The 25,585-nt window shown below is 71.1% G+C and carries 21 protein-coding genes and 1 riboswitch; of the genes, 14 read left to right on the forward strand and 7 right to left on the reverse strand.

Annotated features, from left to right (window positions below; translation table 11 throughout):
- From ybeY to era, 5 genes are all read left to right on the forward strand, one after another.
- Positions 1–498: an rRNA maturation RNase YbeY gene (gene ybeY / locus MTQ01_RS07770; protein ID WP_247487993.1), complete on the forward strand. Its 498-nt coding sequence runs from the start codon at positions 1–3 to the stop codon at positions 496–498.
- A gap of 13 nt (positions 499–511) precedes the next feature.
- Positions 512–1,825 carry a hemolysin family protein gene (locus MTQ01_RS07775; protein ID WP_247487995.1) on the forward strand — a complete coding sequence of 438 codons (1,314 nt, stop codon included), beginning with the start codon at positions 512–514 and terminating at the stop codon, positions 1,823–1,825.
- 205 nt (positions 1,826–2,030) lie between these two features.
- Positions 2,031–2,837 (forward strand): hypothetical protein, encoded by an 807-nt coding sequence (locus MTQ01_RS07780; RefSeq protein WP_247487998.1) that lies wholly within the window; start codon positions 2,031–2,033, stop codon positions 2,835–2,837.
- Positions 2,830–3,183 (forward strand): cytidine deaminase, encoded by a 354-nt coding sequence (locus MTQ01_RS07785; protein ID WP_247488000.1) that lies wholly within the window; start codon positions 2,830–2,832, stop codon positions 3,181–3,183. The genes MTQ01_RS07780 and MTQ01_RS07785 overlap by 8 nt, the downstream gene beginning before the upstream one ends.
- Before the next feature lie 229 nt (positions 3,184–3,412).
- Entirely contained in the window at positions 3,413–4,351 is a 939-nt protein-coding gene (gene era / locus MTQ01_RS07790; RefSeq protein ID WP_247488002.1) for a GTPase Era, read from the forward strand.
- Between the two features lie 91 nt (positions 4,352–4,442).
- Here the strand turns inward: era and MTQ01_RS07795 are convergent, their stop codons facing one another.
- A complete protein-coding gene (locus MTQ01_RS07795) occupies positions 4,443–5,129 on the reverse strand; it encodes a zinc ribbon domain-containing protein (protein WP_247488004.1) in 687 nt (228 codons plus the stop codon).
- A 181-nt stretch (positions 5,130–5,310) separates the two neighbouring features.
- Positions 5,311–7,083: a 2-isopropylmalate synthase gene (gene leuA, locus MTQ01_RS07800; protein WP_247488006.1), complete on the reverse strand. Its 1,773-nt coding sequence runs from the start codon at positions 7,081–7,083 to the stop codon at positions 5,311–5,313.
- Positions 7,084–7,332: 249 nt separating this feature from the next.
- Between leuA and MTQ01_RS07805 the strand changes: the two genes are divergently transcribed.
- From MTQ01_RS07805 to MTQ01_RS07815, 3 genes are all read left to right on the forward strand, one after another.
- Positions 7,333–7,611 carry a protealysin inhibitor emfourin gene (locus MTQ01_RS07805; RefSeq protein ID WP_247488008.1) on the forward strand — a complete coding sequence of 93 codons (279 nt, stop codon included), beginning with the start codon at positions 7,333–7,335 and terminating at the stop codon, positions 7,609–7,611.
- Positions 7,612–7,654: 43 nt separating this feature from the next.
- Positions 7,655–8,404: a DNA repair protein RecO gene (recO, locus tag MTQ01_RS07810; RefSeq protein WP_247488010.1), complete on the forward strand. Its 750-nt coding sequence runs from the start codon at positions 7,655–7,657 to the stop codon at positions 8,402–8,404.
- An 89-nt stretch (positions 8,405–8,493) separates the two neighbouring features.
- Positions 8,494–9,330: an isoprenyl transferase gene (locus tag MTQ01_RS07815; RefSeq protein WP_247488011.1), complete on the forward strand. Its 837-nt coding sequence runs from the start codon at positions 8,494–8,496 to the stop codon at positions 9,328–9,330.
- 127 nt (positions 9,331–9,457) lie between these two features.
- Here MTQ01_RS07815 and MTQ01_RS07820 read toward each other — a convergent pair whose 3' ends face one another.
- Positions 9,458–10,840 (reverse strand): glycine--tRNA ligase, encoded by a 1,383-nt coding sequence (locus tag MTQ01_RS07820; protein ID WP_247488014.1) that lies wholly within the window; start codon positions 10,838–10,840, stop codon positions 9,458–9,460.
- 164 nt (positions 10,841–11,004) lie between these two features.
- Here MTQ01_RS07820 and MTQ01_RS07825 point away from each other — a divergent pair, with 164 nt between their 5' ends.
- The 6 genes from MTQ01_RS07825 to ppdK all read left to right on the forward strand — a co-directional run bounded on the left by MTQ01_RS07825 (position 11,005) and on the right by ppdK (position 18,843).
- A complete protein-coding gene (locus tag MTQ01_RS07825) occupies positions 11,005–12,030 on the forward strand; it encodes a metal ABC transporter substrate-binding protein (RefSeq protein WP_374207646.1) in 1,026 nt (341 codons plus the stop codon).
- A gap of 88 nt (positions 12,031–12,118) precedes the next feature.
- Complete coding sequence (locus tag MTQ01_RS07830; protein ID WP_247488018.1) at positions 12,119–12,895, forward strand: metal ABC transporter ATP-binding protein; 777 nt, start codon at positions 12,119–12,121, stop codon at positions 12,893–12,895.
- Positions 12,892–13,797, forward strand: coding sequence for a metal ABC transporter permease (locus tag MTQ01_RS07835; protein WP_247488019.1), 906 nt, complete (start codon positions 12,892–12,894; stop codon positions 13,795–13,797). The genes MTQ01_RS07830 and MTQ01_RS07835 overlap by 4 nt, the downstream gene beginning before the upstream one ends.
- Positions 13,798–13,885: 88 nt before the next feature.
- Positions 13,886–14,317, forward strand: coding sequence for a transcriptional repressor (locus MTQ01_RS07840; RefSeq protein ID WP_308294384.1), 432 nt, complete (start codon positions 13,886–13,888; stop codon positions 14,315–14,317).
- Positions 14,318–14,467: 150 nt separating this feature from the next.
- Positions 14,468–15,604: a tRNA dihydrouridine synthase DusB gene (dusB, locus tag MTQ01_RS07845; RefSeq protein WP_247488023.1), complete on the forward strand. Its 1,137-nt coding sequence runs from the start codon at positions 14,468–14,470 to the stop codon at positions 15,602–15,604.
- A gap of 503 nt (positions 15,605–16,107) precedes the next feature.
- Entirely contained in the window at positions 16,108–18,843 is a 2,736-nt protein-coding gene (ppdK, locus tag MTQ01_RS07850; RefSeq protein ID WP_247488025.1) for a pyruvate, phosphate dikinase, read from the forward strand.
- A gap of 218 nt (positions 18,844–19,061) precedes the next feature.
- On the opposite strand, the gene MTQ01_RS07855 is transcribed toward ppdK, so the two are convergent.
- The 4 genes from MTQ01_RS07855 to nirB all read right to left on the reverse strand — a co-directional run bounded on the left by MTQ01_RS07855 (position 19,062) and on the right by nirB (position 25,531).
- Positions 19,062–20,222, reverse strand: a complete 1,161-nt coding sequence (locus tag MTQ01_RS07855; RefSeq protein WP_247488027.1) for an alkaline phosphatase PhoX — start codon at positions 20,220–20,222, stop codon at positions 19,062–19,064.
- Between the two features lie 178 nt (positions 20,223–20,400).
- The gene (locus MTQ01_RS07860) at positions 20,401–21,618 is read right to left on the reverse strand and encodes a peptidoglycan DD-metalloendopeptidase family protein (RefSeq protein ID WP_247488029.1); all 1,218 of its coding nucleotides are present in this window, start codon (positions 21,616–21,618) and stop codon (positions 20,401–20,403) included.
- 2 nt (positions 21,619–21,620) lie between these two features.
- A riboswitch (cyclic di-AMP (ydaO/yuaA leader) is annotated at positions 21,621–21,799 on the reverse strand.
- Between the two features lie 553 nt (positions 21,800–22,352).
- The gene (gene nirD, locus MTQ01_RS07865; protein WP_374207694.1) at positions 22,353–22,733 is read right to left on the reverse strand and encodes a nitrite reductase small subunit NirD; all 381 of its coding nucleotides are present in this window, start codon (positions 22,731–22,733) and stop codon (positions 22,353–22,355) included.
- A gap of 116 nt (positions 22,734–22,849) precedes the next feature.
- Positions 22,850–25,531, reverse strand: a complete 2,682-nt coding sequence (nirB, locus tag MTQ01_RS07870; protein WP_374207647.1) for a nitrite reductase large subunit NirB — start codon at positions 25,529–25,531, stop codon at positions 22,850–22,852.
- Positions 25,532–25,585: the final 54 nt, after the last annotated feature.

The following is a 25,585-nucleotide window of genomic DNA, read 5'->3' on the forward strand; positions in this document are numbered from 1 at the left end:
ATGTCGATCGACATCAACAACGAGTCCGGCGAGGAGATCGACGAGCAGTCGATCCTCGACATCGCCCGCTTCGCCCTGGCCCGGATGCGCATCCACCCACTGGCCGAGCTGTCGGTGATCGTGGTCGACACCTCGGCGATGGAGCAGCTCCATCTGCAGTGGATGGACCTCCCCGGCCCGACCGACGTCATGTCCTTCCCGATGGACGAGCTCAGACCGCCGGTCAAGGACGACGAGGAGCCCCCGTCCGGGCTGCTCGGCGACATCGTGCTCTGCCCCGAGGTCGCCGCGAGCCAGGGGCAGGCGGCGCCCACCCAGCACTCCATGGACGAGGAGCTCCAGCTGCTCACCGTGCACGGGGTGCTGCACCTGCTGGGGTACGACCACGAGGAGCTCGCGGAGAAGACCGAGATGTTCGGCCTCCAGAAGGACATCGTGGACGGCTGGCGCGCCGAGCGCGGGCTGGAGGGCCCGTCGCCCGCGCCCACCATCACCTGACGGGCAGGGGCAGATGACGCTTCCGTTCCTCGCGTACGCGCTGCTGCTCGTGGTGGTGGCCTGGCTCGCCGCCTGCGCCGAGGCGGGGCTGACCCGGGCGGTCAGCTTCCACTCCGAGGACTCCGCCAACGGCGGGCGCGGCGCGGCCAAGCTGGCCCAGGTCGCCGCCGACCCCGGCCGGTACCTCAACCTGGCCCTGCTCATCCGCATCGCCAGCGAGATGGCGGCCGGTGTGCTGGTCACCTACGCCTGTCTGCGCGCCTTCGACATGACCTGGCAGGCGCTGGCGGTGGCGATCGCGGTGATGGTGGTGGTGTCGTTCGTCGCGGTCGGTGTCTCGCCTCGCACCATCGGCATCCAGCACCCGACCGCCACCGCCACCGCGGCGGCGTACGTCCTGGTGCCGCTGGCCCGGGTGCTCGGCCCGGTGCCCCGGCTGCTGATCCTGCTCGGCAACGCGCTGACGCCCGGAAAGGGCTTCCGCCAGGGTCCGTTCGCCTCCGAGTCCGAGCTGCGCGCGATGGTCGACATCGCCCAGTCGCAGTCGCTGATCGAGGACGAGGAGCGCCGGATGGTGCACTCCGTCTTCGAGCTCGGCGAGACCCTGGTGCGCGAGGTGATGGTGCCGCGCACGGACCTGGTCACCGTCGAGCGCCACAAGTCCCTGCGGGCGGCGCTCACCCTGGCGCTGCGTTCCGGGTTCTCCCGCATCCCGGTGACCGGCGAGAGCGAGGACGACGTGGTCGGCGTCGTCTACCTCAAGGACCTGGTGCGCCGGGTGCACATCAGCCGAGAGGCGGAGAGCGACCCGGTGACGGCCGCGATGCGGCCCGCCGCGTTCGTGCCGGACACCAAGAACGCCGGTGAGCTGCTGCGCGAGATGCAGCGCGATCGCACCCACGTCGCGGTCGCGATCGACGAGTACGGCGGCACCGCCGGCATCGTCACGATCGAGGACATCCTGGAGGAGATCGTCGGCGAGATCACCGACGAGTACGACCGCGAGCTGCCGCCCGTCGAGGAGCTGGGGGAGGGCCGCTTCCGGGTCACCGCCCGGCTGGACATCGGCGATCTGGGCGAGCTCTACGGCCTGGACGACTTCGACGACGAGGACGTGGAGACCGTCGGCGGGCTGCTCGCCAAGCATCTGGGCAGGGTGCCCCTGGCCGGTGCGGCCGCCACCGTCGAGCTCGCCGAGGAGCACCGCGGTGCCGACCTCGCGGCGCTCCGGCTCACGGCCGAGAGCCCGGCCGGCCGCCGGAACAAGATCGACCGCGTTCTGGTGGAGCCGGCCACCCCCGTCCCGGACCCCGAGCCGCAGAGCTGAGCCACCGGGGGCAGCGCCCCGCAGGGCCGTACGCCCGTACGTGCGCTCGGGGCGCCGCGCGTACAGCAGGGGCGCGCCCGCGTGCAGAGCCGTGCTGTGAACGGCCGGGGACGTTGCGGGAGCGGCGGGGGACGAAGCGGGCCGGGTTCACCCGAGCAGTCGCACGGCGGTAGCCCCGCCCGGCGCCCGGTGGCCCCATGAGGGGATGAACACCACGCCGCGCAACGCAGCCCTTCTCGCCACCGCCGTCGCGCTCGGCCTGCTGGCCGCCGGCTGCGGCAGCGGGACGGTCGGGCCCGTCGCGGACACCGGGCCGGGGCGAGCGGCGGAGACCGGGAGCCCGGCACTCGGTGCGGCCGAGCGCCTGGGCCGGGACGACCTCGAACTCGCGCTGCTGGACATCGGCGACCTGCCGTCCGGCTGGGCCCCCGACACCGCGAAGGCGGCGGAGGAGCGCGGCATCGGTGTGCCCGAACCGGACGGGCGGCAGTGCGGTTCGCTCTTCGACAAGCCCTCCGACGAGTGGGCCGAGAACCGCTTCGCGCGCACCGAGGTCGGCCCGTTCGTCGTCGCCAGAGCCCACAGCTGGCAGAACGCGGAGGCGGCCGAGAAGGCGCTGGAGGAGTTCCGGGAGGCCGCCGAGGAGTGCGAGAGCTTCGAGGTCGAGGAGGGCCCGTCGCACGACCGGACCCGGGTCGGCTACACGGCGGAGCGGCTGCGGATGCCCGAACTCGGGGACGAGAGCGTCGCCCTGCGCTTCGTGCGGGAGGGCCCGGGCGACGAGGAGACCACGGTGCTGGCCGACGTGGTCTCGGTACGGCTCGGCGCGGCCGGCGTGCACCTGGCACAGGCCGGCGTGGACGACGAGGACGCCACCGGGATCGGACCGCTGGTGCGCACGGCCGTGGACAAGCTGGACGAGGTCGTCTCGGACGGCACCCCGGAGCCCACCGGGAGCTTCCCGGACGTCACCCGGCTCAACGGCGACCCGTATCCTCGTCGGCATGACTGACGCGCAGGACCTGGACCCGGAAGACCGGAAGATCGTCACCCTGGCGCGCAGCGCCCGGGCCCGCAACTCCGTTCCGGAGGGGGCAGCGGTCCGGGACGAGACCGGGCGTACGTACGTGGCGGGCACGGTCGCGCTCGCCTCGCTGCCGCTGAGCGCGCTCCAGACGGCGGTCGCCATGGCCGTCGCCTCCGGCGCGACCTCGCTGGAGGCCGCCGCGGTGGTCTCCGAGGCGGACGCGGTGGCGGCGACCGACCTGGCGGCCGTCGGCGAACTGGGCGGTGCCGGTACGCCGGTGCTGCTGGCCGGTACGGACGGCGAGCTGCGCGCCCGCCTCACCGCCGACTGACTGCGCCCGTCCCACCGCCGGCTGACTTCGCGCCTCTTCGGCCGACCCCCGACGGCGGTTCGACCGCTCGCGCCGCCGCCCGAAACTCGCGCGACCCCGGCCCGACCTGCGGCCCGTCCGAGTGCCCTGCCCGGCCCGACCCCGGCCCGACCGCCGTGCGGCTCCGGCGAGCGGGCCGGATCGACGGGCGGCGGTCGGAGCGGTCCGGAACATCGGTGAGAATGAGGGCATGAGCGCTCCCTCCTCCACAGCACCGCACCGCGCTGGCTTCGCCTGTTTCGTCGGCCGTCCCAACGCGGGAAAGTCGACCCTGACCAACGCACTGGTGGGGACGAAGGTCGCGATCACCTCCAACCGTCCGCAAACGACCCGGCACACGGTGCGCGGGATCGTCCACCGACCGGAGGCCCAGCTCGTTCTGGTGGACACCCCCGGGCTGCACAAGCCCCGTACGCTCCTGGGCGAGCGGCTCAACGACGTGGTCCGCACCACGTGGGCGGAGGTCGACGTGGTCGGCTTCTGCCTGCCCGCCGACCAGAAGATCGGGCCCGGCGACCGGTTCATCGCGGCCGAGCTGGCCAAGCTGAAGAAGCGCACCCCGAAGATCGCGGTGGTCACCAAGACCGACCTCGTCGACTCCAAGGCGCTGGCCGAGCAGCTCATCGCGGTCGACAAGCTGGGCCGCGACGTCGGTGTGGAGTGGGCCGAGATCGTGCCGGTGTCGGCGGTCAACGGAGAGCAGGTCCAGCTGCTGGGCGACCTCCTGGTGCCGCTGCTGCCCGAGTCCCCGCCGCTCTACCCGGACGGCGACCTCACCGACGAGCCCGAGCAGGTCATGGTCGCCGAACTGATCCGGGAGGCCGCGCTGGAGGGCGTGCGCGACGAGCTGCCGCACTCCATCGCCGTGGTCGTCGAAGAGATGCTGCCCCGGGAGGGCCGTCCCCAGGACAAGCCGCTGCTGGACATCCACGCCTATCTCTACATCGAGCGGCCCAGCCAGAAGGGCATCGTGATCGGCCCCAAGGGAAGCCGGCTCAAGGAGGTGGGTTCGCGCTCCCGCAAGCACATCGAGGCGCTGCTCGGCACGCCCGTCTATCTCGACCTCCATGTGAAGGTCGCCAAGGACTGGCAGCGAGACCCCAAGCAGCTGCGCCGCCTGGGCTTCTGAGAGGCCGGCGCCCATCCCGGGACGCCCTTCCGAGAGGCCGGCGCCCCTCCCCGGACGCCCGGGGGCGCCCGGCGGCGGCCCCGGGGCGGGTTCAGCTTCGCTCGGGGGCGGCGGCGAGCAGTCGGTCGACGTCCTCGGCGGGAATCCGCAGCGCGTCGCCGACCACGGCCAGCACCGCCAACTCCGCGTCCTCGTACGGCCCGTCGGCGAGCGCGATGCACGCGCCCTCCAGCAGCAGGCCCTCCCGGCCGCCGCTCTCCAGATGCGGTGCCAGCGGCGCCAGCACGGCGCGCAGCTCCCGCTCGCTGGTGAGCCCGGTGGCGTACGGCGCGGCCCGGCGCTCGGTGATGTGCTCCGGCTCTGCCCGGTCGGCGTCCAGGGCGGCCAGGAGGGTCAGCAGCTGCTCCTCGTCGCAGCTGGCGAAGCCGCTGTTCCGCAGCCAGCCGACCGCCGCGTCACGCGCCGTGCGCGAGCCCGCGCCGCCGGCGCCGAGCACCGAGAGGGCCACGGCGTGCACCGCGTCCCGCAGCAGCGAACCCAGCTGTGTGGTGGTGGGCTGCTGGAGCGCGGACGGCTCGAAGTGGCCCTCGCAGGAGCTGCACACCACCGTCGGTCCGGTCGTGCCCCTGGGCAGCAGCGGCACCCGCAGCACGGTCAACCTCCGGCGCCCGGTGCGGAGTTCGTAGTTGCGATCGCCTCCGCAGGCAGGGCAGAAGAACTCGCCGTCCTCCACGGTCGTCCACGCTGTACGCACTCCCGCCACGCGCACCCTGCTCACGCCCGCACCTCCGTAACGCCCGGCACCATTGCCGACGTGATGTTAACCACAGACGTGAGAGCGCGTCAGCACCGTGGGCGCACAAATGCGGTGGCCCCGCCCGTCGTTGACGACGGAACGGGGCCACCGCATCGGCTGTGAGCTGCGACGTTGTCATTCGGCGCGGCTCAGCGCGTTCACCTCACCGGTTCGCGCGGTTGACGGCCGAGACGACCGCCTTGATCGACGCGCGGGTGGTGTTGGCGTCGATGCCGACACCCCACAGCACCTGGCCGTCTATGGCGCACTCGATGTACGAGGCGGCCTGGGCGCTGGCGCCCTCGCTCAGGGTGTGCTCGACGTAGTCCAGCAGCCGCACGTCGATGCCGTTGCCGGCCAGGGCGTTGAAGAACGCGGAGATCGGGCCGTTGCCGGTGCCCTGGAGCACGGTCTCCGCGCCGTCCACCACCGCCTCCACCGTGAGGGTGTCGTGGCCCTCGCTGGTGGTCTCCGCCTGAGCGGAGCGCAGCGTGATCCGGCCCCAGGGGTTGTCCGGGTTGGGCAGGTACTCGTCGCGGAAGATCTCCCAGATCTGGCCGGCGTCCACCTCGCCGCCCTCGGCGTCGGTGCGGGCCTGGATCGTGCGGGAGAACTCCACCTGCATCCGCCGCGGCAGGTCCAGGCTGTGCTCGGTCTTCAGCACGTAGGCCACACCGCCCTTGCCGGACTGGGAGTTGACCCGGATGACCGCCTCGTAGGAGCGGCCCACGTCCTTCGGGTCGATGGGCAGGTACGGCACCTCCCAGGTGACGTCCTCCACCGGCCTGCCCTGCTTCTCCGCGTCGGCCTGCAGGGCGTCGAAGCCCTTCTTGATGGCGTCCTGGTGGGAGCCGGAGAAGGCGGTGTAGACGAGGTCGCCGGCGTAGGGGTGGCGCGGGTGGACCTCCATCTGGTTGCAGTACTCGGCGGTGCGGCGGACCTCGTCGATCTGCGAGAAGTCGATCTCCGGGTCGACGCCCTGGGAGAACAGGTTCATCCCGAGCGTCAGCAGGTCGACGTTGCCGGTGCGCTCGCCCTGGCCGAAGAGGCAGCCCTCGACCCGGTCCGCGCCCGCCATCACCGCCAGCTCCGCGGCGGCCACCGCGGTGCCGCGGTCGTTGTGCGGGTGGACCGACAGGCACACGTGCTCGCGCCTGCTCAGCCGGCGCGACATCCACTCGAAGCGGTCCGCGTGCGTGGAGGGGGTGGAACGTTCCACGGTGGCGGGCAGGTTCAGGATGATCTCGCGGCCGTCCTCGGGCTGCCAGACGTCCATCACCGACTCGCAGACCTCCAGGGCGAAGTCCAGCTCGGTGTCGGTGAAGATCTCCGGGCTGTACTGGTAGCCGAAGGCGGTGCGGTCGTCCAGCAGCTTCTGCGCGTAGTCGGTGACCAGGCGGGTGCCGTCCACCGCGATCTGCCGCACCTCGTCCCTGCTGCCGCGGAAAACCACCCGGCGGAAGGTCGGGGCCGTTGCGTTGTACAGGTGCACCGTGGCCCGGTGGGCGCCGACGATCGACTCCACCGTCCGCTCGATCAGCTCCTCGCGGGCCTGGGTGAGCACCGAGATGGTGACGTCCTCGGGGATCGCGTCCTCTTCGATGATGGAGCGAACGAAGTCGAAGTCGGTCTGGCCGGAGGAGGGGAAGCCGACCTCGATCTCCTTGTAGCCCATCCGCACCAGCAGATCGAACATCCGGCGCTTGCGCGCGGGCGACATGGGGTCGATCAGGGCCTGGTTGCCGTCCCGCAGGTCGGTCGACAGCCAGCGCGGCGCTTTGGTGATGCGCCGGTCCGGCCAGGTGCGGTCGGGGATCTCCACGGCCTCGTACGGCGTGTAGCGGTGGATCGGCATGCCGGAGGGGCGCTGGCGGGTGGTGCTCGCGGTCAGCGGGGTACGGCGGGATACGGGGCCGTGCACGGGCTCGCTGGTCATCTGCGGTGCTCCTGTCGCGGAGGTTGCGTCACCGGCCGACGGCGGCAGCACCGAACTCCGCGGGGAGGGGGTCGGCCGTGTCTACAGGCCCTCGCCGCGGCGGCTAAGGAGAAGCAGCCCGAATCGCATGATGTCGGCAGAGTAGCCCAGTGGCCGGTGGGACGCGGCGTACGTATCAGTATGCGAGACCGTGGAATTCCTGCCGCTCGGGGGACGGGTCGCCCGCCGCCCGGAGGGAAGGAGGCCGGTATGCGTATCTCAGTCATGCGGACCGGCGGCTTCGGCGGAATCGCACGCCGTGCGGAGCTGGAGACCGAGGAGGGCGAACTCGCCGCGCTGGTCCGCACCGCGCTCGCAGAGGGCCGTGCGGAGCGCCCGATCGGGGTGCCGGACGGCTTCCACTACGAGATCGAGGCCGAGGGCACCGCCCGCTACTGCGCCGACCCCCGGCTCACCGACGCCCAGCAGACCGTCGTCGCCAGAGTGCTCAAGGAGGGCAGACAGCTCCCCGTGGACCGACGGCCGTAGGGGCTCGCCGAGGGGCCCGGCGGCGGCACGGGACAATGGCGGCATGAGCCTGTACCGCGACGACGGCATCGTGCTGCGCACCCAGAAGCTGGGCGAGGCCGACCGCATCATCACGCTGCTCACCCGCGGTCACGGCCGGGTGCGTGCGGTGGCGCGCGGGGTGCGGCGCACGAAGTCGAAGTTCGGCGCCCGGCTGGAGCCGTTCTCCCACGTGGACGTGCAGTTCTTCGCGCGGGGCAGCGAACTGGTGGGCCGCGGGCTGCCGTTGTGCACCCAGACCGAGACCATCGCGCCGTACGGCCGCGGCATCGTCAGCGACTACGCGCGGTACACGGCCGGTACGGCGATGCTGGAGACCGCGGAGCGCTTCACCGACCAGGAGGGCGAGCCGAACGTCCAGCAGTACCTGCTGCTGGTCGGCGGGCTGCGCACGCTCGCCGCCGGCGAGCACGCCCCCGGGCTGGTGCTGGACGCCTTCCTGCTGCGTTCGCTGGCCGTCGGCGGCTACGCGCCCAGCTTCGACGCCTGCGCCCGCTGCGGGATGCCCGGGCCCAACCGGTTCTTCTCGGTCGCCGCGGGCGGTGTGGTGTGCGCACAGTGCCGGGTGCCGGGCAGCGTCGTCCCCTCCGCCGAGGCGGTGCGGCTGCTGGGCGCCCTGCTGACCGGCGACTGGCCCGCCGCCGACGCGGCCGAGCCCCGACATGTGCGCGAGGGCAGCGGGCTCGTCTCGGCCTACCTCCACTGGCATCTGGAGCGGGGGCTGCGCTCCCTGCGGTACGTCGAGAACGGCTGACCGGCTAGTCTCGGCTTCTCCCTCCCACCGCACCGACCGGCAGCCGCCGTGCGGTGCCCCCGCCTCACTCAATGGAGTTGATGAACCGCATGGCCCGTCGCGGAACCACCGCCTCGAAAGGCGCGACGGACGGTTACGTCGTCCCCGAACCGCACCCCTCGGGTGCCCGTCCGCCCGAGCTGCCCGCCGAGCTGGTGCCGGAGCACGTGGCGATCGTGATGGACGGCAACGGCCGCTGGGCCAAGGAACGCGGGCTGGCTCGCACCGAGGGCCACAAGATGGGCGAGGCGGTCGTCCTCGACGTCCTCAAGGGCTGCCTGGAGCTGGGCGTCAAGAACCTCTCGCTCTACGCCTTCTCCACCGAGAACTGGAAGCGCTCGCCGGACGAGGTGCGCTTCCTGATGAACTTCAACCGGGACGTCATCCGCCGCCGTCGCGACGAGATGGACGCGATGGGCGTCCGCATCCGCTGGGTCGGCCGGATGCCCAGGCTCTGGAAGTCCGTGGTCAAGGAGCTCCAGGTGGCACAGGAGCAGACCAAGCACAACACCGGGATGACGCTGTACTTCTGCGTCAACTACGGCGGTCGCGCGGAGATCGCCGACGCCGCCGCGGCGCTCGCCGCCGATGTGCGCGCGGGGCGACTGAACCCCGACAAGGTCGACGAGAAGACCTTCGCGCGCTACCTCTACTACCCGGACATGCCGGACGTCGACCTCTTCGTGCGGCCCTCCGGCGAGCGGCGGACCTCCAACTACCTGCTCTGGCAGACCGCTTACGCCGAGATGGTCTTCCAGGACGTGCTCTGGCCGGACTTCGACCGGCGCGATCTGTGGCGCGCCTGTGTGGAGTACGCCTCGCGCGACCGCCGCTTCGGGGGTGCGGTGCCCAACGAGGTGGCCCAGTCGGTGCAGTCCCGCGGCTGAGCGGCTGAGCCGCCGGCCCTCGGGCACGGCGAAGGGGCCGGTGCGGACCCGAACTCGCGGTCCGCACCGGCCCCTTGGCCGTGGCTTGCCGTCCGGGCCGCTCTCGATCGGCCCGGACGGCCGGTGCTCAGCAGCCGATCAGACGACCGGCCAGGTAGCCCTCGATCTGGTCGAGCGAGACGCGCTCCTGCTTCATGGTGTCGCGCTCGCGCACGGTGACCGCGTTGTCGTCCAGGGTGTCGAAGTCGACGGTCACGCAGAACGGCGTGCCGATCTCGTCCTGGCGGCGGTAGCGGCGGCCGATCGCGCCGGCGTCGTCGAAGTCGACGTTCCAGTGCCGGCGCAGCGCCTGGGCCAGCCCGCGAGCCTTCGGCGACAGACGCTCGTTGCGGGAGAGCGGCAGTACGGCGACCTTCACCGGGGAGAGCCGCGGGTCGAGGCGGAGCACGGTGCGCTTCTCCAGCTTGCCCTTGGCGTTCGGCGCCTCGTCCTCGATGTAGGCGTCCAGCAGGAACGCCAGCATCGCGCGCCCGACGCCGGCCGCCGGCTCGATGACGTACGGGGTCCAGCGCTCGCCGGCCTCCTGGTCGAGGTAGGCCAGGTCGTGGCCGGACGCCTTGGAGTGCGAGGTGAGGTCGTAGTCGGTGCGGTTGGCGACGCCCTCGAGCTCGCCCCACTCGCTGCCGCCGAAGCTGAAGCGGTACTCGATGTCGGCGGTGCGCTTGGAGTAGTGGGAGAGCTTCTCCTTGGGGTGCTCGTACCAGCGGATGTTCGCCTCCTGGATACCGAGGTCGCGGTACCAGTTCCAGCGCTGCTCCATCCAGTACTCGTGCCACTGCTCGTCCTCGCCCGGCTTGACGAAGAACTCCATCTCCATCTGCTCGAACTCGCGGGTCCGGAAGATGAAGTTGCCCGGAGTGATCTCGTTCCGGAAGGACTTGCCCATCTGGGCGATGCCGAACGGCGGCTTCTTGCGCGAAGTCTGCTGCACCTGGGCGAAGTTGGTGAAGATGCCCTGGGCGGTCTCGGGACGCAGGTAGGCGACGGCGCCGGAGTCCTGGGTCGGCCCGAGGTGCGTGGACAGCAGGCCGGAGAACTGCTTGGGCTCGGTGAAGGTGCCCTTGTTGCCGCAGTGCGGGCAGTTGATCTCGGCCAGGCCGTTCTCCGGGAGACGGCCGTGCTTGGCCTCGTACGCCTCCTCCAGGTGGTCCGCGCGGAACCGCTTGTGGCAGGAGGTGCACTCGGTGAGCGGATCGGTGAACGTGGCGACGTGCCCGGATGCCTGCCAGACCTCGGACGCCAGGATCACCGAGGAGTCGATGCCGACCACGTCCTCGCGGGAGGTGACCATCGAGCGCCACCACTGGCGCTTGATGTTCTCCTTCAGCTCCACCCCCAGCGGACCGTAGTCCCAGGCGGCGCGCTGGCCGCCGTAGATCTCACTGCAGGGGTAGACGAAGCCACGGCGCTTGCTGAGGCTGACGATGGTGTCGATCTTGTCGGCGGCCACGGTGCTCTCTTCAGTACGACGACGGAATACTCCAGATTACCGGCGTGTGAGGGGCGTGGACCAAATCGGTTCCGGGGGCGGTCCGTCGGGTAGTCCGGGGGCGGTCCGCCGGGGAGGGGTGGCCCGACAGGCAAAGTTGACAACCGTTTCCATTTGCGCTGAAAATGACTGTCATGAACGCTCGCCGCCGCCCTCTCATATCCGCCACGGTCGCCGGAGCAACAGCTCTCGGCGTCCTCTCCCTGGCCGCCTGCGGGGAGGGGGGCAGCGGTACGACCGAGGACGGCAGGATGAGCGTGGTCGCCTCCTTCTATCCGATGCAGTTCCTCGCCGAGCGCATAGGCGGGGACCACGTCTCCGTCGAGACGCTCACCGAGCCCGGTGTCGAGCCCCACGACCTGGAGCTGAACGCGAAGCAGACGGGCCGGCTGAGCGAGGCCGGCATGATCGTCTACCTCAAGGGGCTGCAGCCCGCCGTCGACGAGGCGATAGACCAGTCCGGCGCGGAGCACGTCGTCGAGGCGACCGAGCACACCGAGCTCTCCGAGTCCGGCGACGACCACGACCACGATCACGGCGACGACCACGGTGATCACGAGGGCCACGACCACGGCGACGAGGACCACGACCACGGCGACGAGGGCGGCCACGAGGGCCACGACCACGGTCCGCTCGACCCGCACCTCTGGCTCGACCCGGTGAAGTACGCGGAGGTGGCCGAGGGCGTCGGCAAGGCCATGGCCGAGGCCGACCCGGACAACGCCGACGACTACGCCGACAACACCAGCGCGCTCGCGAAGGAACTCCGCACTCTGGACAAGGAGTTCAGCGACGGCCTGAAGAAGACCAGCACCAGCACCTTCATCACCACCCACTCCGCCTTCGGGTACCTCGCCGACCGCTACGGGCTGGACGAGGAGTCCGTGGCGGGCCTGGACCCCGAGTCGGAGCCGAGTCCGGCCCGGATGAAGGAGCTGCACGGCATCGTGCGCGCGGAGAAGGTCAACACCGTCTTCTTCGAGCAGATCGCCAGCGACCGGACGGTCAAGTCGCTCGCCGGCGACCTGAAGCTGAAGACGGACGTCCTCGACCCCGTCGAGGGGATCACCAAGGAGTCCAGGGGAAAGAACTACCTGGAGGTCATGCGCGCCAACCTCGCCGCGCTGCAGAAGGCGCTCGGCGCGGAATGAGCCGGCTCCCCACGGGCCGCGAGAGCCGGAGAAGCGAGAGCCGGAGAAGCGAGACCCGGAGAAGCGAGACCCGGACAAGGAGGCAGCGATGAGTGCGACCGGTGAACCGGTGATGGCGCTGCGCGGTGTGTGCGCCGCGCTCGGCGCCCGCCCCGTGCTGCGCGGGATCGACCTGGAGGTGGCCGGCGGCGAGGTCGTCGCGCTCCTGGGGGCCAACGGCTCCGGGAAGTCGACCACGGTGCGTGCCGCGGTCGGGCAGGTGCCGCTGACCGGCGGCGAGTTGGAGCTCTTCGGCAAGCCGCTGCGCCGCTTCCGGCAGTGGCGCAGGGTCGGCTACGTACCGCAGCGCTCGACCGCCACCGCCGGGGTGCCCGCGACGGTGCGGGAGGTCGTCTCCGCGGGGCGTCTCGCACGGCGCGGACTGCGTCCGCTCGGTCGGGCCGACCGGACCGCGGTGGCCCGGGCGCTGGACCTCGTGGGCCTCGCGGACCGCGCCGGCGACTCCGTCGACGAGCTCTCCGGCGGCCAGCACCAGCGGGTGCTGATCGCCCGTGCGCTCGCCGGCGAACCCGAACTCCTGATCATGGACGAGCCGTTGGCCGGCGTCGACCTCGCCAGCCAGCGGATCCTCGCCGACGCGCTGAGCGAAGAGGTCTCCAGGGGCAGCTCGGTACTGCTGGTCTTGCACGAACTCGGCCCGCTCGCCCCGGTGATCGACCGCACGGTCGTCCTGCGCTCGGGGCGCGTGGAGCGGGTCGAGCACCCCGAGCAGCTGCACGACCTGGCCTGCCATCCGCTGGACGCGGCGGGCCGGCTGCCGGGCGCCGCGGAGGCCCCCAAGATCGAGACGGGCCTGCTGACATGATCGAACTCCTCGACTACCCGTTCATGCAGCGTGCGCTGCTGGCCGCGCTGCTGGTGGGCGTCGCCGCTCCCGCGGTCGGCATCTACCTGGTGCAGCGCCGGCAGGCCATCATGGGCGACGGAATCGGCCATGTGGCACTGACCGGTGTGGCGCTCGGCTTCCTGCTGAGCAGCAACCCGGTGTGGACGGCCGTACTGGTCTCCTCGCTCGGCGCCGTCGCCATGGAGCTGGTGCGCTGGTACGGCAAGGCGCGCGGCGACATCGCGCTGGCGATGCTCTTCTACGGCGGCATGGCCGGCGGCGTGATGATCATCAACATGGCGCCGGGCGGTTCCACCGCGAAGCTGACCACCTTCCTCTTCGGCTCCATCACCACCGTCTCGGTGGAGGACCTCGGGGCGATCGTGGTCCTGTCGATGTTCGTCCTCGCGGTCTGCCTCGGGCTGCGACGGCAGCTGTTCGCGGTCTGCCAGGACGAGGAGTTCGCCCGTGTCACCGGCCTTCCGGTGCGGCTGCTGAACCTGCTGCTCGCCGTCACCGCGGCGGTCACCGTGACGGTGTCGATGCGGGTCGTGGGACTGCTGCTGATCAGTGCGCTGATGGTGATCCCGGTCGCCGCCGCCCAGCAGGTCACCCGCGGGTTCGCGGCGACACTCGCGGCCTCGATCGGCGTCGGCGTGGCGGTCGCGCTCTCCGGGACGGTGGTCTCGTACCACGCCGACGTGCCTCCGGGAGCGAGCATCGTGCTGCTGGCCATCGCGGTGTTCGCGCTGGTGACGCTGGCAGCCGTACCGTTGACCAGACGCCGCGCCAGGATCGCTGCCCGGCAGGAGAGCGCCGAGCCGGCCGACGGCGTCGTGCTGGAGAAGACGGCGAGCGGGAGCACGCCCAGCGCGCCGTGAGACGGGGGCGGCCGAGCGCCGCGCACCTGGCACAATGGCGCGTCCAGGCGAGCTTCAGCGCAGGGTTACGTGTCCGAAGGAGGCAATGGTGGCGACCGCAGGTCCACCCGTCCGAGGCCGTGCGACCAAGCAGCGTGCCGCGGTGTCCGCGGCGCTCAGCGAGGTCGAGGAGTTCCGCAGCGCGCAGGAACTGCACGACATGCTCAAGCACCGCGGCGATTCGGTCGGTCTGACAACGGTCTACCGCACCCTGCAGTCGCTCGCGGACGCCGGCGAGGTCGATGTGCTGCGCACCGACGAGGGCGAGTCGGTCTACCGGCGGTGCAGCACCGACGACCACCACCATCATCTGGTCTGCCGCCGCTGCGGTCGGGCCGTCGAGGTCGAAGGGCCGGCGGTGGAGAAGTGGGCGGACTCCATCGCCTCCGAGCACGGTTTCGTCGATGTCGCGCACACGGTGGAGATCTTCGGCACCTGTGGTGACTGCGCGAAGGACGAGGTCAAGAAGCGCCGCCGCTGAGTCGTGGCCGAGCAGCGCGCCGGGCCGGGCGCTGCGTCGCCGCCCGGGCGGGCGGGGCCGGTCGGCGGGTGGGGGACAATGGGAGGTCGGCCCGTTTCGCGGGCCTCGACCGCCTACGCCGCCTCTTCCGCACCCCAGGACTCACACCCCATGTCGCAGCAGCTCAGCATCGGCCCGCACACCGTTTCGCCGCCGGTCGTCCTCGCGCCGATGGCCGGGATCACCAACGCGCCGTTCCGTACGCTGTGCCGCGAGTTCAGCGGCGGCAGGGGGCTGTTCGTCAGCGAGATGATCACCACCAGGGCGCTGGTGGAGCGGAACGAGAAGACGATGCAACTCGTCCACTTCGACGCCGGTGAGAGCCCTCGCTCCATCCAGCTCTACGGCGTCGACCCGGCCACCGTCGGCAAGGCCGCGCGGATGATCGCGGAGGAGGACCTGGCCGACCACATCGACCTCAACTTCGGCTGCCCGGTGCCGAAGGTGACCCGCAAGGGCGGCGGCTCCGCGCTCCCGTACAAGCGCAATCTGCTGCGCGACATCCTGCGGGAGGCGGTGGCGGGAGCGGGCGGGCTGCCGGTGACGATGAAGATGCGCAAGGGCATCGACGACGACCATCTGACCTATCTGGACGCCGGCCGCATCGCGGTGGCGGAGGGCGTCGACGCGATCGCCCTGCACGGTCGTACGGCGGCGCAGCACTACGGCGGCACCGCGGACTGGGACGCCATCGCACGGCTCAAGGAGTCGGTGCCGGAGATTCCGGTCCTGGGCAACGGCGACATCTGGTCCGCCGACGACGGCGTGCGGATGATGCGCGAGACCGGCTGCGACGGTGTCGTGGTCGGTCGGGGCTGCCTGGGGCGGCCGTGGCTCTTCGGCGATCTGGTGGCCGCCTTCGACGGTCGGGGCGAGGCCGGTTACGCGCGGCCGACGCTGCGGGAGGTCGCCGACGTCATGGTGCGGCACGCGCGGCTGCTGGGGGAGTGGTTGGGCGACGAGGCCCGCGGAGTGATCGACTTCCGCAAGCACGTCGCCTGGTACACCAAGGGGTTCTCGGTCGGATCGCAGATGCGCCGCAGGCTCGCGGTGTCGGGTTCCCTGGAGGAACTGCGCTCCCTGCTGGACGAGTTGGACCTCGACCAGCAGTGGCCGAGCGGTGCCGACGGGCCGCGGGGACGCACTTCGGGGCGCAACAGGGTGGTCCTGCCCGATGGTTGGCTGAAAGACCCCTACGAGCGCACGGCCGTCGCCGCCGACGCGGAGCTGGACACCTCCGGCGGCTGAGACTCCGGCAACGGAGAGTGACTGCCGCCCTGGAGGTGGCCGCTGCACTGCGTGCCAGGGGTGGGTTCCGGCGGCGTCGGTGGTTGTCGCTCGGTTGTCGGCCTCCGGTCGCTCTGTCGTGCGGATCGGGTCCGGATGATGGGACTGAAGGGCCGTCAAGGGGTGATTCTCGCCACGACTGATCAGGCATGCGCTCAGGTGAGCGCTCCTCTGGGGGTTATGGCTCTCCAACGAGCGGCACCGAGTGCCAGGTGGTTTGTCTCCGGGGAGTGAAGATCGAAGTTGCTCTGCGCCTTCGCTCGCGGCGGCTCAAGTGACGTTCCGCAGTGGTGGATTCAAGAACTGAAAACACCCGCGATGGCGACTTGAACGAGCCTTTGCTTTCGATGTCCTGGCGGACGGGTGGTTCAGACCAGCTGACGTGCGGCTGTCCGTGCTCACCAGCCTTCGATCTGGGTACGCTCCCCGCCGTCAGGGCAGCCGTCCACGAGGAGACGAGTCCCGTGTCGGAAAACAAAGATCCACACGTAACCGCGAACGCATCGAAGTTCGTGTACGCCTTCACGGAGGGCAACAAGGAGCTGAAGGGCCTCCTCGGCGGGAAGGGAGCCAACCTCGCCGAGATGACCAATCTCGGCCTCCCCGTGCCCCCGGGTTTCACCATCACGACCGAGGCATGCAAGGTCTACCTCGACTCCGGCACGGAGCCCGCCGCTCTGCGCGAGGAGGTCGGTGCCCATCTCGACGCCCTGGAGCGCCGGATGGGCAAGCAACTCGGCCAGGCCGACGACCCGTTGCTGGTCTCGGTGCGGTCCGGGGCGAAGTTCTCGATGCCGGGCATGATGGACACCGTCCTCAACATCGGACTCTCCGACGAGTCCGTGGTGGGACTGGCCGCGCAGGCCGGCGACGAGCGGTTCGCCTGGGACTCCTACCGGCGACTGATCCAGATGTTCGGCAAGACCGTGCTCGGCGTCGACGGCGAGCTCTTCGAGGAGTCCCTGGAGGAGTCCAAGAAGGCCAAGGGCGTGGTCACGGACGTCGAGCTGGACGCCGCCGATCTGCGGTCCCTGGTCGAGGAGTTCAAGAGCATCGTCTCCCGGGAGACCGGCCGCGACTTCCCCCAGGACGCCCGCGAGCAGATGGACCTGGCGATCCGCGCGGTCTTCGACTCGTGGAACGGCGACCGCGCCAAGCTCTACCGGCGCCAGGAGCGCATCCCGCACGACCTCGGCACGGCCGTCAACGTCTGCTCGATGGTCTTCGGCAACCTCGGCCCGGACTCCGGCACCGGCGTCGCCTTCACCCGCGACCCGGCCAGCGGCCAGCAGGGCGTGTACGGCGACTACCTGCAGAACGCGCAGGGCGAGGACGTCGTCGCGGGCATCCGCAACACCGTGGCGCTCGCCGAGCTCGAAGGGCTCGACAAGAAGTCCTACGACGAGCTGATGCAGATCATGGAGACGCTCGAAACGCACTACAAGGACTTGTGCGACATCGAGTTCACCATCGAGCGCGGCAAGCTGTGGATGCTCCAGACCCGGGTGGGCAAGCGGACCGCGGCAGCCGCGTTCCGGATCGCGACCCAGCTGGTGGACCAGGGGCTGATCGACGAGGCCGAGGCGCTCCAGCGCGTCAACGGCGCGCAGCTCGCCCAGCTGATGTTCCCGCGCTTCGACCTCGACGCCGAGGCCGAGCAGATCGGGCGCGGCATCGCCGCCTCGCCGGGCGCCGCGGTCGGCAAGGCGGTCTTCGACTCCTACACCGCGATCAAGTGGTCGCGTTCGGGCGAGAAGGTCATTCTGATCCGCCGGGAGACCAACCCCGACGATCTGGACGGGATGATCGCGGCCGAGGGCATCCTGACCTCGCGGGGCGGCAAGACCTCGCACGCCGCCGTGGTCGCCCGGGGCATGGGCAAGACCTGCGTCTGCGGCGCGGAGGACCTCGAAGTCGACACCAAGCGCAGGCAGTTGACCGTGCCCGGAGCCGACGGGCGGGGCAGCCTGGTGATCGACGAGGGCGATGTCGTCTCGATCGACGGCTCCACCGGCAAGGTCTACCGCGGCGAGGTGCCGGTCGTGCCCTCGCCGGTGGTGGAGTTCTTCGAGGGCCGGGTGCACGCCGGGGCGGAGGACGCCGACGAGCTGGTCCAGGCCGTCCACCGGATCATGGCCTACTCCGACCGGGTCCGCCGGCTGCGGGTGCGGGCCAACGCCGACAACGCCGAGGACGCCTCCCGCGCACGCCGGTTCGGCGCGCAGGGCATCGGGCTGTGCCGCACCGAGCACATGTTCCTCGGCGAACGGCGCGAGCTGGTCGAGCGGTTGATCCTCGCCGACGCCGAGCGGGAACGGGAGGAGGCGCTGACGGCGCTCCTGCCGTTGCAGAAGGGCGACTTCAAGGAGCTCTTCGAGGCGATGGACGGACTCCCGGTCACGGTGCGGCTGTTGGACCCGCCGCTGCACGAGTTCCTGCCGGACATCACCGAGCTGTCCGTACGGGTGGCGCTGGCCGAGTCGCGCAAGGACCACAACGAGAACGATCTGCGGCTGCTCCAGGCCGTGCACCGGCTGCACGAGCAGAACCCGATGCTGGGTCTGCGGGGCGTACGGCTGGGCCTGGTCATCCCGGGCCTGTTCACCATGCAGGTGCGGGCGATCGCCGAGGCCGCGGCCGAGCGCAGGGCGGCCAAGGGCGACCCGCGTGCGGAGATCATGATTCCGCTGGTCGGGACCGTGCAGGAGCTGGAGATCGTGCGGGACGAGGCGGAGCAGGTCATCGCGGAGGTCGAGAAGGCCGCCGGCGTCGACCTGAAGCTGACTCTCGGCACCATGATCGAGCTGCCCAGGGCCGCGCTGACTGCGGGGCAGATCGCCGAGTCGGCGGACTTCTTCTCCTTCGGCACCAACGATCTGACGCAGACCGTCTGGGGCTTCAGCCGGGACGACGTGGAGGCGAGCTTCTTCACCGCCTACCTGGAGAAGGGGATCTTCGGGGTCTCCCCGTTCGAGACCATCGACAAGGACGGCGTCGGCAAGCTGGTCAAGGACGCCGTGGCGGACGGACGGGCCACCCGGCCCGATCTGAAGCTCGGGGTCTGCGGCGAGCACGGGGGCGACCCCGAGTCGGTGCACTTCTTCCACGAGGTCGGTCTCGACTACGTCTCGTGCTCGCCCTTCCGGATCCCGGTGGCACGGCTGGAGGCCGGCCGGGCGGCGGCGCGCGGGGCGGTCTGAGGGCCGCGGTGCGCGCCGTGCGGTGATACCTCCGGGACCGTTGCCGACACCCCGACCCTCGACGTCGGCGGTGGGCCCGGGTTGCAGAAGGCGGGTCGGTGGGCGCATGTGCGGTGCGCCCGCCGGCCCGTCTTCGGTGGTACGGGTGGTACGGCTCGTATGGCTCGGCGGGTCCGGGACGGGTGGGTGCGGTGCGCGGCGCGGGCGGCGCCCGCCGGTCAGCCGCGGAACGGGCCGGTGATCTCGTACGTCAGCCCGCCCGAGGAACTGCCGCTGGTGCCGCGCTGGCTGGAGAGGTAGAGCCTGGTGCCGTCCGGGGAGAAGGCCGGACCGCAGATCTCGGAGCCGGACTGGCCCTCGATGCGCAGGAAGGGTGCGACCACGTCGTCCGGGGTGAGCAGGCAGATCTCCATGTTGCCGCCGTCCTCGGCGACGAAGAGGTCGCCGGAGGAGGAGCCGGTGATGTTGTCGACGCCGGTCAGCGGTGCGTCGCCCTCCTCGACGAGGTCGGCGTCGTAGGTCAGCTCGAAGGTGCTCTCCGCCGTGTTGAGGCGCCAGACGCGGTTGTCGCCCTTGGTGGTGAACCAGACGGTGTCGTTGGCGTAGTGACAGCCCTCGCCGCCGTCGAAGTGCTTGGCGTCGCCGACCTGGTGGCGGGTGCGCACCACCGGAGCGTCCGGCCGGGGCACGTCGGCCCAGTCGAAGGTGCCGCTGGTGCCCGGCCCGGCGGTGAGCACCTGGAGGGTGCCGGCGGACAGGTCGCCCCAACTGTCCGGCACGAAGCGGTAGAAGCAGCCGTCGCCCTCGTCCTCGGTGAGGTAGACGACCTCGCGCTGCGGGTCGGCCGCGGCGGCCTCGTGCTTGAAGCGCCCCATCGCGTCGCGGCGCACGGCTTCCCGCTCGCCCCGCGGGTCGGTCTCGTAGACGAAGCCGCGGTCGACCTCCTCGCAGGAGAGCCAGGTCTGCCACGGAGTGGCGCCGCCGGCACAGTTCTGGCGGGTGTCGGTGAGGACGGGGTACGCGTCGGTGACGGTGCCGTCGGGGGCGAAGCGCAGTGCGCCGGCGCCGCCGCCGGGGTTGATCTCGCAGTTGGAGACGTAGATCCAGCCCTCGCCGTCGGCGAAGCAGGCACCGCCGTCGGGAGCCCGGTGCCAGGTGTACGAAGTGCCGGGCACGACCTGGCCGGTGGAGGCCAGCAGCCGGCTGGTGAAGCCCTCGGGGAGCCGGATGCCGTTGCTGTCGGCGGCGCCGAGCGGTCCGTACGGGCCGACACCGGGCTGGGCGGGGGCCGCTTGTGCGGCTCCGCGCATCAGGGTCCCGCCGAATGCCATGGCCGTGCCGCCGATCACCGCGCCGCGCAGAAAGGTACGACGTTCCACCTGAAACCTCACCCGGGTCGTAGTGCTCCGGTGCCCAGCGGCGGCCGGAGATCGTCCCTCGGAGGCTAGGACTTCCGGGTGGAGGGCGCTCCAACAACGAGTGAACCGGCCATGCCGTTGTTGGCATGGCCGGTTCACATCAGTGATTACCGGGGCCGGTGCGGCCCTGGTGGCGTCCTCAGAGGTTGACGCCGTTGCCGCGCAGGTACGCGATCGGGTCGATGTCCGAGCCGTAGCCCTGACCGCTGCGGACCTCGAAGTGCAGGTGCGGGCCCGTGCTGTTGCCGGTGGAACCGACGAGACCGATCTGCTGACCACCGGTGACCTGCTGGCCGGAGCTGACCGACAGCGAGGAGAGGTGGGCGTACTGGCTGTAGCGGCCGTCGTCGTGCTTGATGACGACCTCGTTGCCGTAGGAGCCGGACCAGCCGGCGGAGACCACGGTGCCGGTGGTCACGCTCTTGACCGGGGTGCCGGTCGAGGCGGAGAAGTCGGCGCCGGTGTGGTAACCGCTGGACCACATGCCACCGGAGGCCCGGTAGGGGGTGGAGAGGGCGGCGTCGACCGGGGCGGAGAAGCCCGAACCGGTCTGGGTGGCGGTCTGCTCGGCGGGCTTCTCGGCCTTGCCCTGCTTCGGCGCCTCCTGCTTCGGCGCGTCGGCCTTCGGGGCCTCGGCCTTCGGCTTGGCGGGGGCGTCCTGCGAGGTGCCGTCCACGGAGAGCTTCTGACCCGGGAAGATCAGGTCGGGGTTGTCGCCGACGGTCTCCTTGTTGCCCTCGTACAGGGACTCCCAGCCGCCGTCGACCTGCTTGGCGACCGCGATGTTGTGCAGGGTGTCACCGTCGACGACGGTGTACGAGGCAGCTCCGCTGTCCTTCTTCGGGGCGGGCTTCTCGGCCTTGGGGGTCTCGCCCTGGGGCTTCGGCTCGGGCTTGGCCTCGGCGGGAGTCTCCTTCTCGGGGGTCTCCTGCTTCTTCTCGCCGCCGGGGTTGATGTCCGGAGCACCGCTTCCGGCGGACAGGCCGGCGCGGGCGCCGCAGACCGGCCAGGCACCGGGGCCCTGCATTTCGAGCAGCTTCTCGGCGGCGGCTATCTGCTGGTCCTTGGTGGCCAGGTCGGCACGCTCGGCGTACTGGGTGCCGCCGGCGGCGGCCCAGCTGGACTGCTGGAACTGGAGGCCACCGAAGAAACCGTTTCCGGTGTTGATGGACCAGTTGCCGCCGCTCTCGCACTCGGCGACCTTGTCCCAGACGGAGACCGGGGCGGCACTCGCGGTGCTCGCTCCGACCATGGGCAGCGCGATCCCCGCACCACCGGCGGTGATGGCGAGGGAGACGCGGGTGACGTTGCGGGTAATGCGGTTGATGCGCTGGCGGCGATGACGGCCACGAGACATAGAAGTTTCCTCTCCCACGCCTACGAGGTGAGCTGTCGGATTCGGGCTGGAGATGCCCGGCCACCGACCGGTGCCAGTACGCACCGGGTGTGGCTTCACCCCAAGCCGGACGCAGCGAACTGCGGCGCGGCACTTACCTGGTTCCCCCGCTCCTGCCACTTCGTTTGGGCGCTTTCCCTCGAGCCGGGCGGCAGGACTCGGCGTTCCCGGCTGAGAGACCTCCACATGTGATGCGGTGGCGGAGGAACGGTAAACACAACGATTTCCCGCAGACAAGCAGCGAAGACCCCGATAACGGACGAGCGGAACGTCCATGACTCATTTCGGCGACTGTCCGCACTGGATCTCTGTCGCTGCGTGAGAACGGTGATCTTGTGCTGTACACGAACCGGCCCGATGAGCAGCCGAGTTGACGACGCGTGGGGAAAAGTGCGCCGGAGTGCAATTGCACTTCCGGTGGGTTCTGTGAGTCCGGTCACGAGCTGGATGACGAAGCCCGCGTATCCCGTCAATTCGGGCACGTGGTGGATGAGTCGCCGTCAGTCCGCGCGCGCGGGCGATGGTTGTGATGAGTACTGCTATGTCCGTTCTGTGTCTTTGGTGACGCGGGGCGAACTGTCCGCCTTGCGGCTATTGATGGGTTCTGCTGATCGATGAAGTGGTGATTCGGGGTGGCGGCCTCGACGCAAAGGCGCCCAAGTCGGCCATATCGGGCGAGTGCGGTGGTGTCTCGCTCAGAGGGTCGCCGGTGGCTCCTGCGGTCCCTGCGGCCCCTGTGTCTCCGGCGGCTGGGGCCGGCGGACTCTGGCCGGGTGGGTCGGTACGCGGGTGCCGGGCTCGTCCAGGCAGTGGCCGTCGGTCAGGTCGAAGCGCTGCTTGAGCAGTGGCGAGGCGACGAAGGGCCGCCCCTGCGCCGAGCCGAGCAGTCCGCGCGCGAGCACCTGGGCTCCGGTGAAGGGGTCGCGGTTGCCGATGGCGTACACCCTTCCGGTCCGGTCGAGGAAGACCGCGATCTGGCGGCCGTCCGGCAGCAGCGCCGCACGTCCGCGGCCGGGGATGAGCCGCGCCAGTGCGCACACCTGCGTCCACGCCACGTCGAAACGGACCTCGACCAGGCCCGACGGGTGTTCGTCGGGCCCGGGTTGACCGCCGCCCCGGTCCGGACGGGGTGCGGGTGCCGGTTCGGACGCGCCTGCGGGTGCGGGTGCGGAGGTCGGTGGGGCGGGACGGTTCATCGGGGGCCGGCTCCTTGGAGGGGGCGGACGGGGATCTCGGGTCCGGAGAGCAGGGTGAGGTCCGGCTTGACCTGGTCGCGCTCCGGGAGGAAGGCCACCGAGGGGTCGGGGGTGGAGGGGGCGTTGATGAAGGAGGTGAACCGCTCAAGCTTGTCCGGGTCGGAGAGTGTCTGTGCCCATTCGTCCCGGTAGTGCGACACATGCTCGGCCATCAGCCGCTCCAGTTCGTCGCCGATGCCGAGCGAGTCCTCCACCACCACCCGTCGCACGTGGTCGAGGCCGCCCTCGATGCGCTCCAGCCACACCGAGGTGCGTTCCAGACGGTCGGCGGTGCGGATGTAGAACATCAGGAACCGGTCGATGAGCCTGATCAGTTCCGCCTCGTCCAGGTCCTGCGCCAGCAGGTCCGCGTGCCGCGGTGCGGCGCCGCCGTTGCCGCCCACCCAGAGGTTCCAGCCGTCGGCGGTGGCGATGATCCCGAAGTCCTTGGACCGGGCCTCGGCACACTCGCGCCGGCAGCCGGAGACCGCGGACTTCAGTTTGTGCGGGGCCCGCAGGCCCCGGTAGCGCAGCTCCAGGTCGATGGCCAGCCGCACCGAGTCCTGTACGCCGTACCGGCACCAGGTCTGCCCGACGCAGGACTTCACCGTGCGCAGCGACTTGCCGTACGCATGGCCGGACTCGAACCCGGCCTCCACCAACCGGGCCCAGATGCCGGGGAGTTGGTCGACCCGGGCGCCGAACATGTCGATGCGCTGGCCACCGGTGATCTTGGTGTACAGCCCGAAGTCCCGCGCCACCTCGCCGATCAGGATCAGCTTCTCCGGGGTGATCTCGCCGCCCGGCACCCGGGGCACGACCGAGTACGAGCCGTTGCGCTGGAGGTTGGCCAGGAAGTGGTCGTTGGTGTCCTGGAGCGCGGACTGCTCGCCCGCCAGCACATGCGGCTCGGCGCCGATCGCCGGCGCGAGCGAGGCGATGATCGAGGCGACCGTCGGCTTGCACACCTCGCAGCCCTCGCCGCCCGCGGCGTCCTTGCGGCCGTGGCTGTCCAGCAGCACCCGGTAGGAGGTGATCCGCAGCGTCCGCACGATCTCGTACAGCTCCTGCCGGGTCTGGCCGAAGCAGCCGCACAGCCCCGGATCGACCACCACGCCCCGTGCGGTCAGCTCCTCGTTCACGAGCTGCCCGAGCAGCGGTACGCAACTCCCGCAGCTCGTACCGGCGCCGGTGCACTTCTTCACCTCGGCGACCGTGCCGCAGCCCTGCTCGGCGACGGCGTTCCGCACCTCGGCCCCGGTGACGTGGTGGCAGCTGCAGACCACCGCCTGCGGCGGCAGCGCGGGGGGCCCGGACGTGCCGGCGGGTGCGGCGCCCGCGGGCAGCACCAGGGTGCCGGGCGGTACGGAGGGCACCGTGCCGGTGAGTGCGCGCAGCGCGGCGTACGACTCCGCGTCCCCGACCAGAACGCCGCCGAGCAGGGTGCCGTCCGTACCGACCACCAGCTTCCGGTGGATGCCGGCGCCCGCGTCGGCGTAGACCACCTCGTGGCGGTCCTCGCCGCGGGCCAGCGCGTCGCCGAAGGAGGCGACGTCCACGCCGAGCAGCTTGAGCCTGGTCGAGGTGTCCGCGCCGGTGAACAGCCTCGGTTCGACGGCGTCCCGTCCCGGCGCCCAGCGGCGGGCGAGGTCCTGCGCGGCGGTCTCGGCCATCTCGTAGCCCGGTGCGACCAGCCCGTAGACGGTGCCGTCCGCCGCCCTGGCGCACTCGCCGACCGCGTAGACGTGACGGTCGTCGGTGCGGCAGCGCTCGTCGACCACCACACCACCGCGCTCGCCCACCGACAGCCCGCACTCCCGGGCGAGTTCGTCGCGCGGGCGTATTCCGGCGGCGAAGACGACCAGATCGGTCTCCAGCCGCGTTCCGTCGGAGAGCACCGTGCCGGCCACGGCGCCCTCGTCGTCGACGGTGATCTCCCGGGCGGACACACCGGTGTGCACCTCGACACCCAGGCCCTCCACGGTGCGGCGCAGCGCGGCGCCGCCGCCGGCGTCGACCTGGAGCGCCATCAGCCGTTCGCCCGACTCGACGACGTGGGTGCGCAGTTCCAGGCTCCTGAGCGCCCCGGCCGCCTCCAGTCCGAGCAGTCCGCCGCCGACCACCGCGCCGGAGCGCGAGCGCGCCGCGTACTCCTCGATCGCCAGCAGGTCCTCGATCGTGCGGTAGACGAAGCAGCCGCGCGCTTCGCGTCCGGGCACCGGTGGGACGAACGGGGCGGAGCCGGTCGCCAGCACCAGCGCGTCGTAGCGCACCCGCAGGCCCGAGCGCGCGGTGACCACCCGCTCCCGGCGGTCGATGCGCACGGCCGGGTCGGCCAGGTGCAGCTCGATCCCGTGCTCGGCCGCGAACCCGGCGTCCAGCAGGGAGAGTTCGTCGGGGGACGTACCGGAGAAGTACGAGCTGAGCGCGACTCTGTCGTACGCGGCGCGGGGCTCCTCGCAGAGCACCACGATGCGGGTGCCGCGGGTGAGCCCGCGATCGGCCAGGGCCTGGAGGCAGCGCTGGCCGACCATGCCGTGGCCGACGAGTACGAGGGTGCGGCGGTCGCCGCGCGAGGGGGACGCCCCTCCGGTCGGGCGCGGCCGGTGCCCCGGCGGTGCGGGCGTCGTCGCGGTCATCGGCTGCCTCCGGCGGGTGCGTGGGCACGGCGGGCCGGGCGGCAACCGGCGCTC

Origin of the sequence: Streptomyces sp. XM4193 (genome assembly GCF_023072595.1) — a bacterium.
GTDB lineage: Bacteria > Actinomycetota > Actinomycetes > Streptomycetales > Streptomycetaceae > Streptomyces.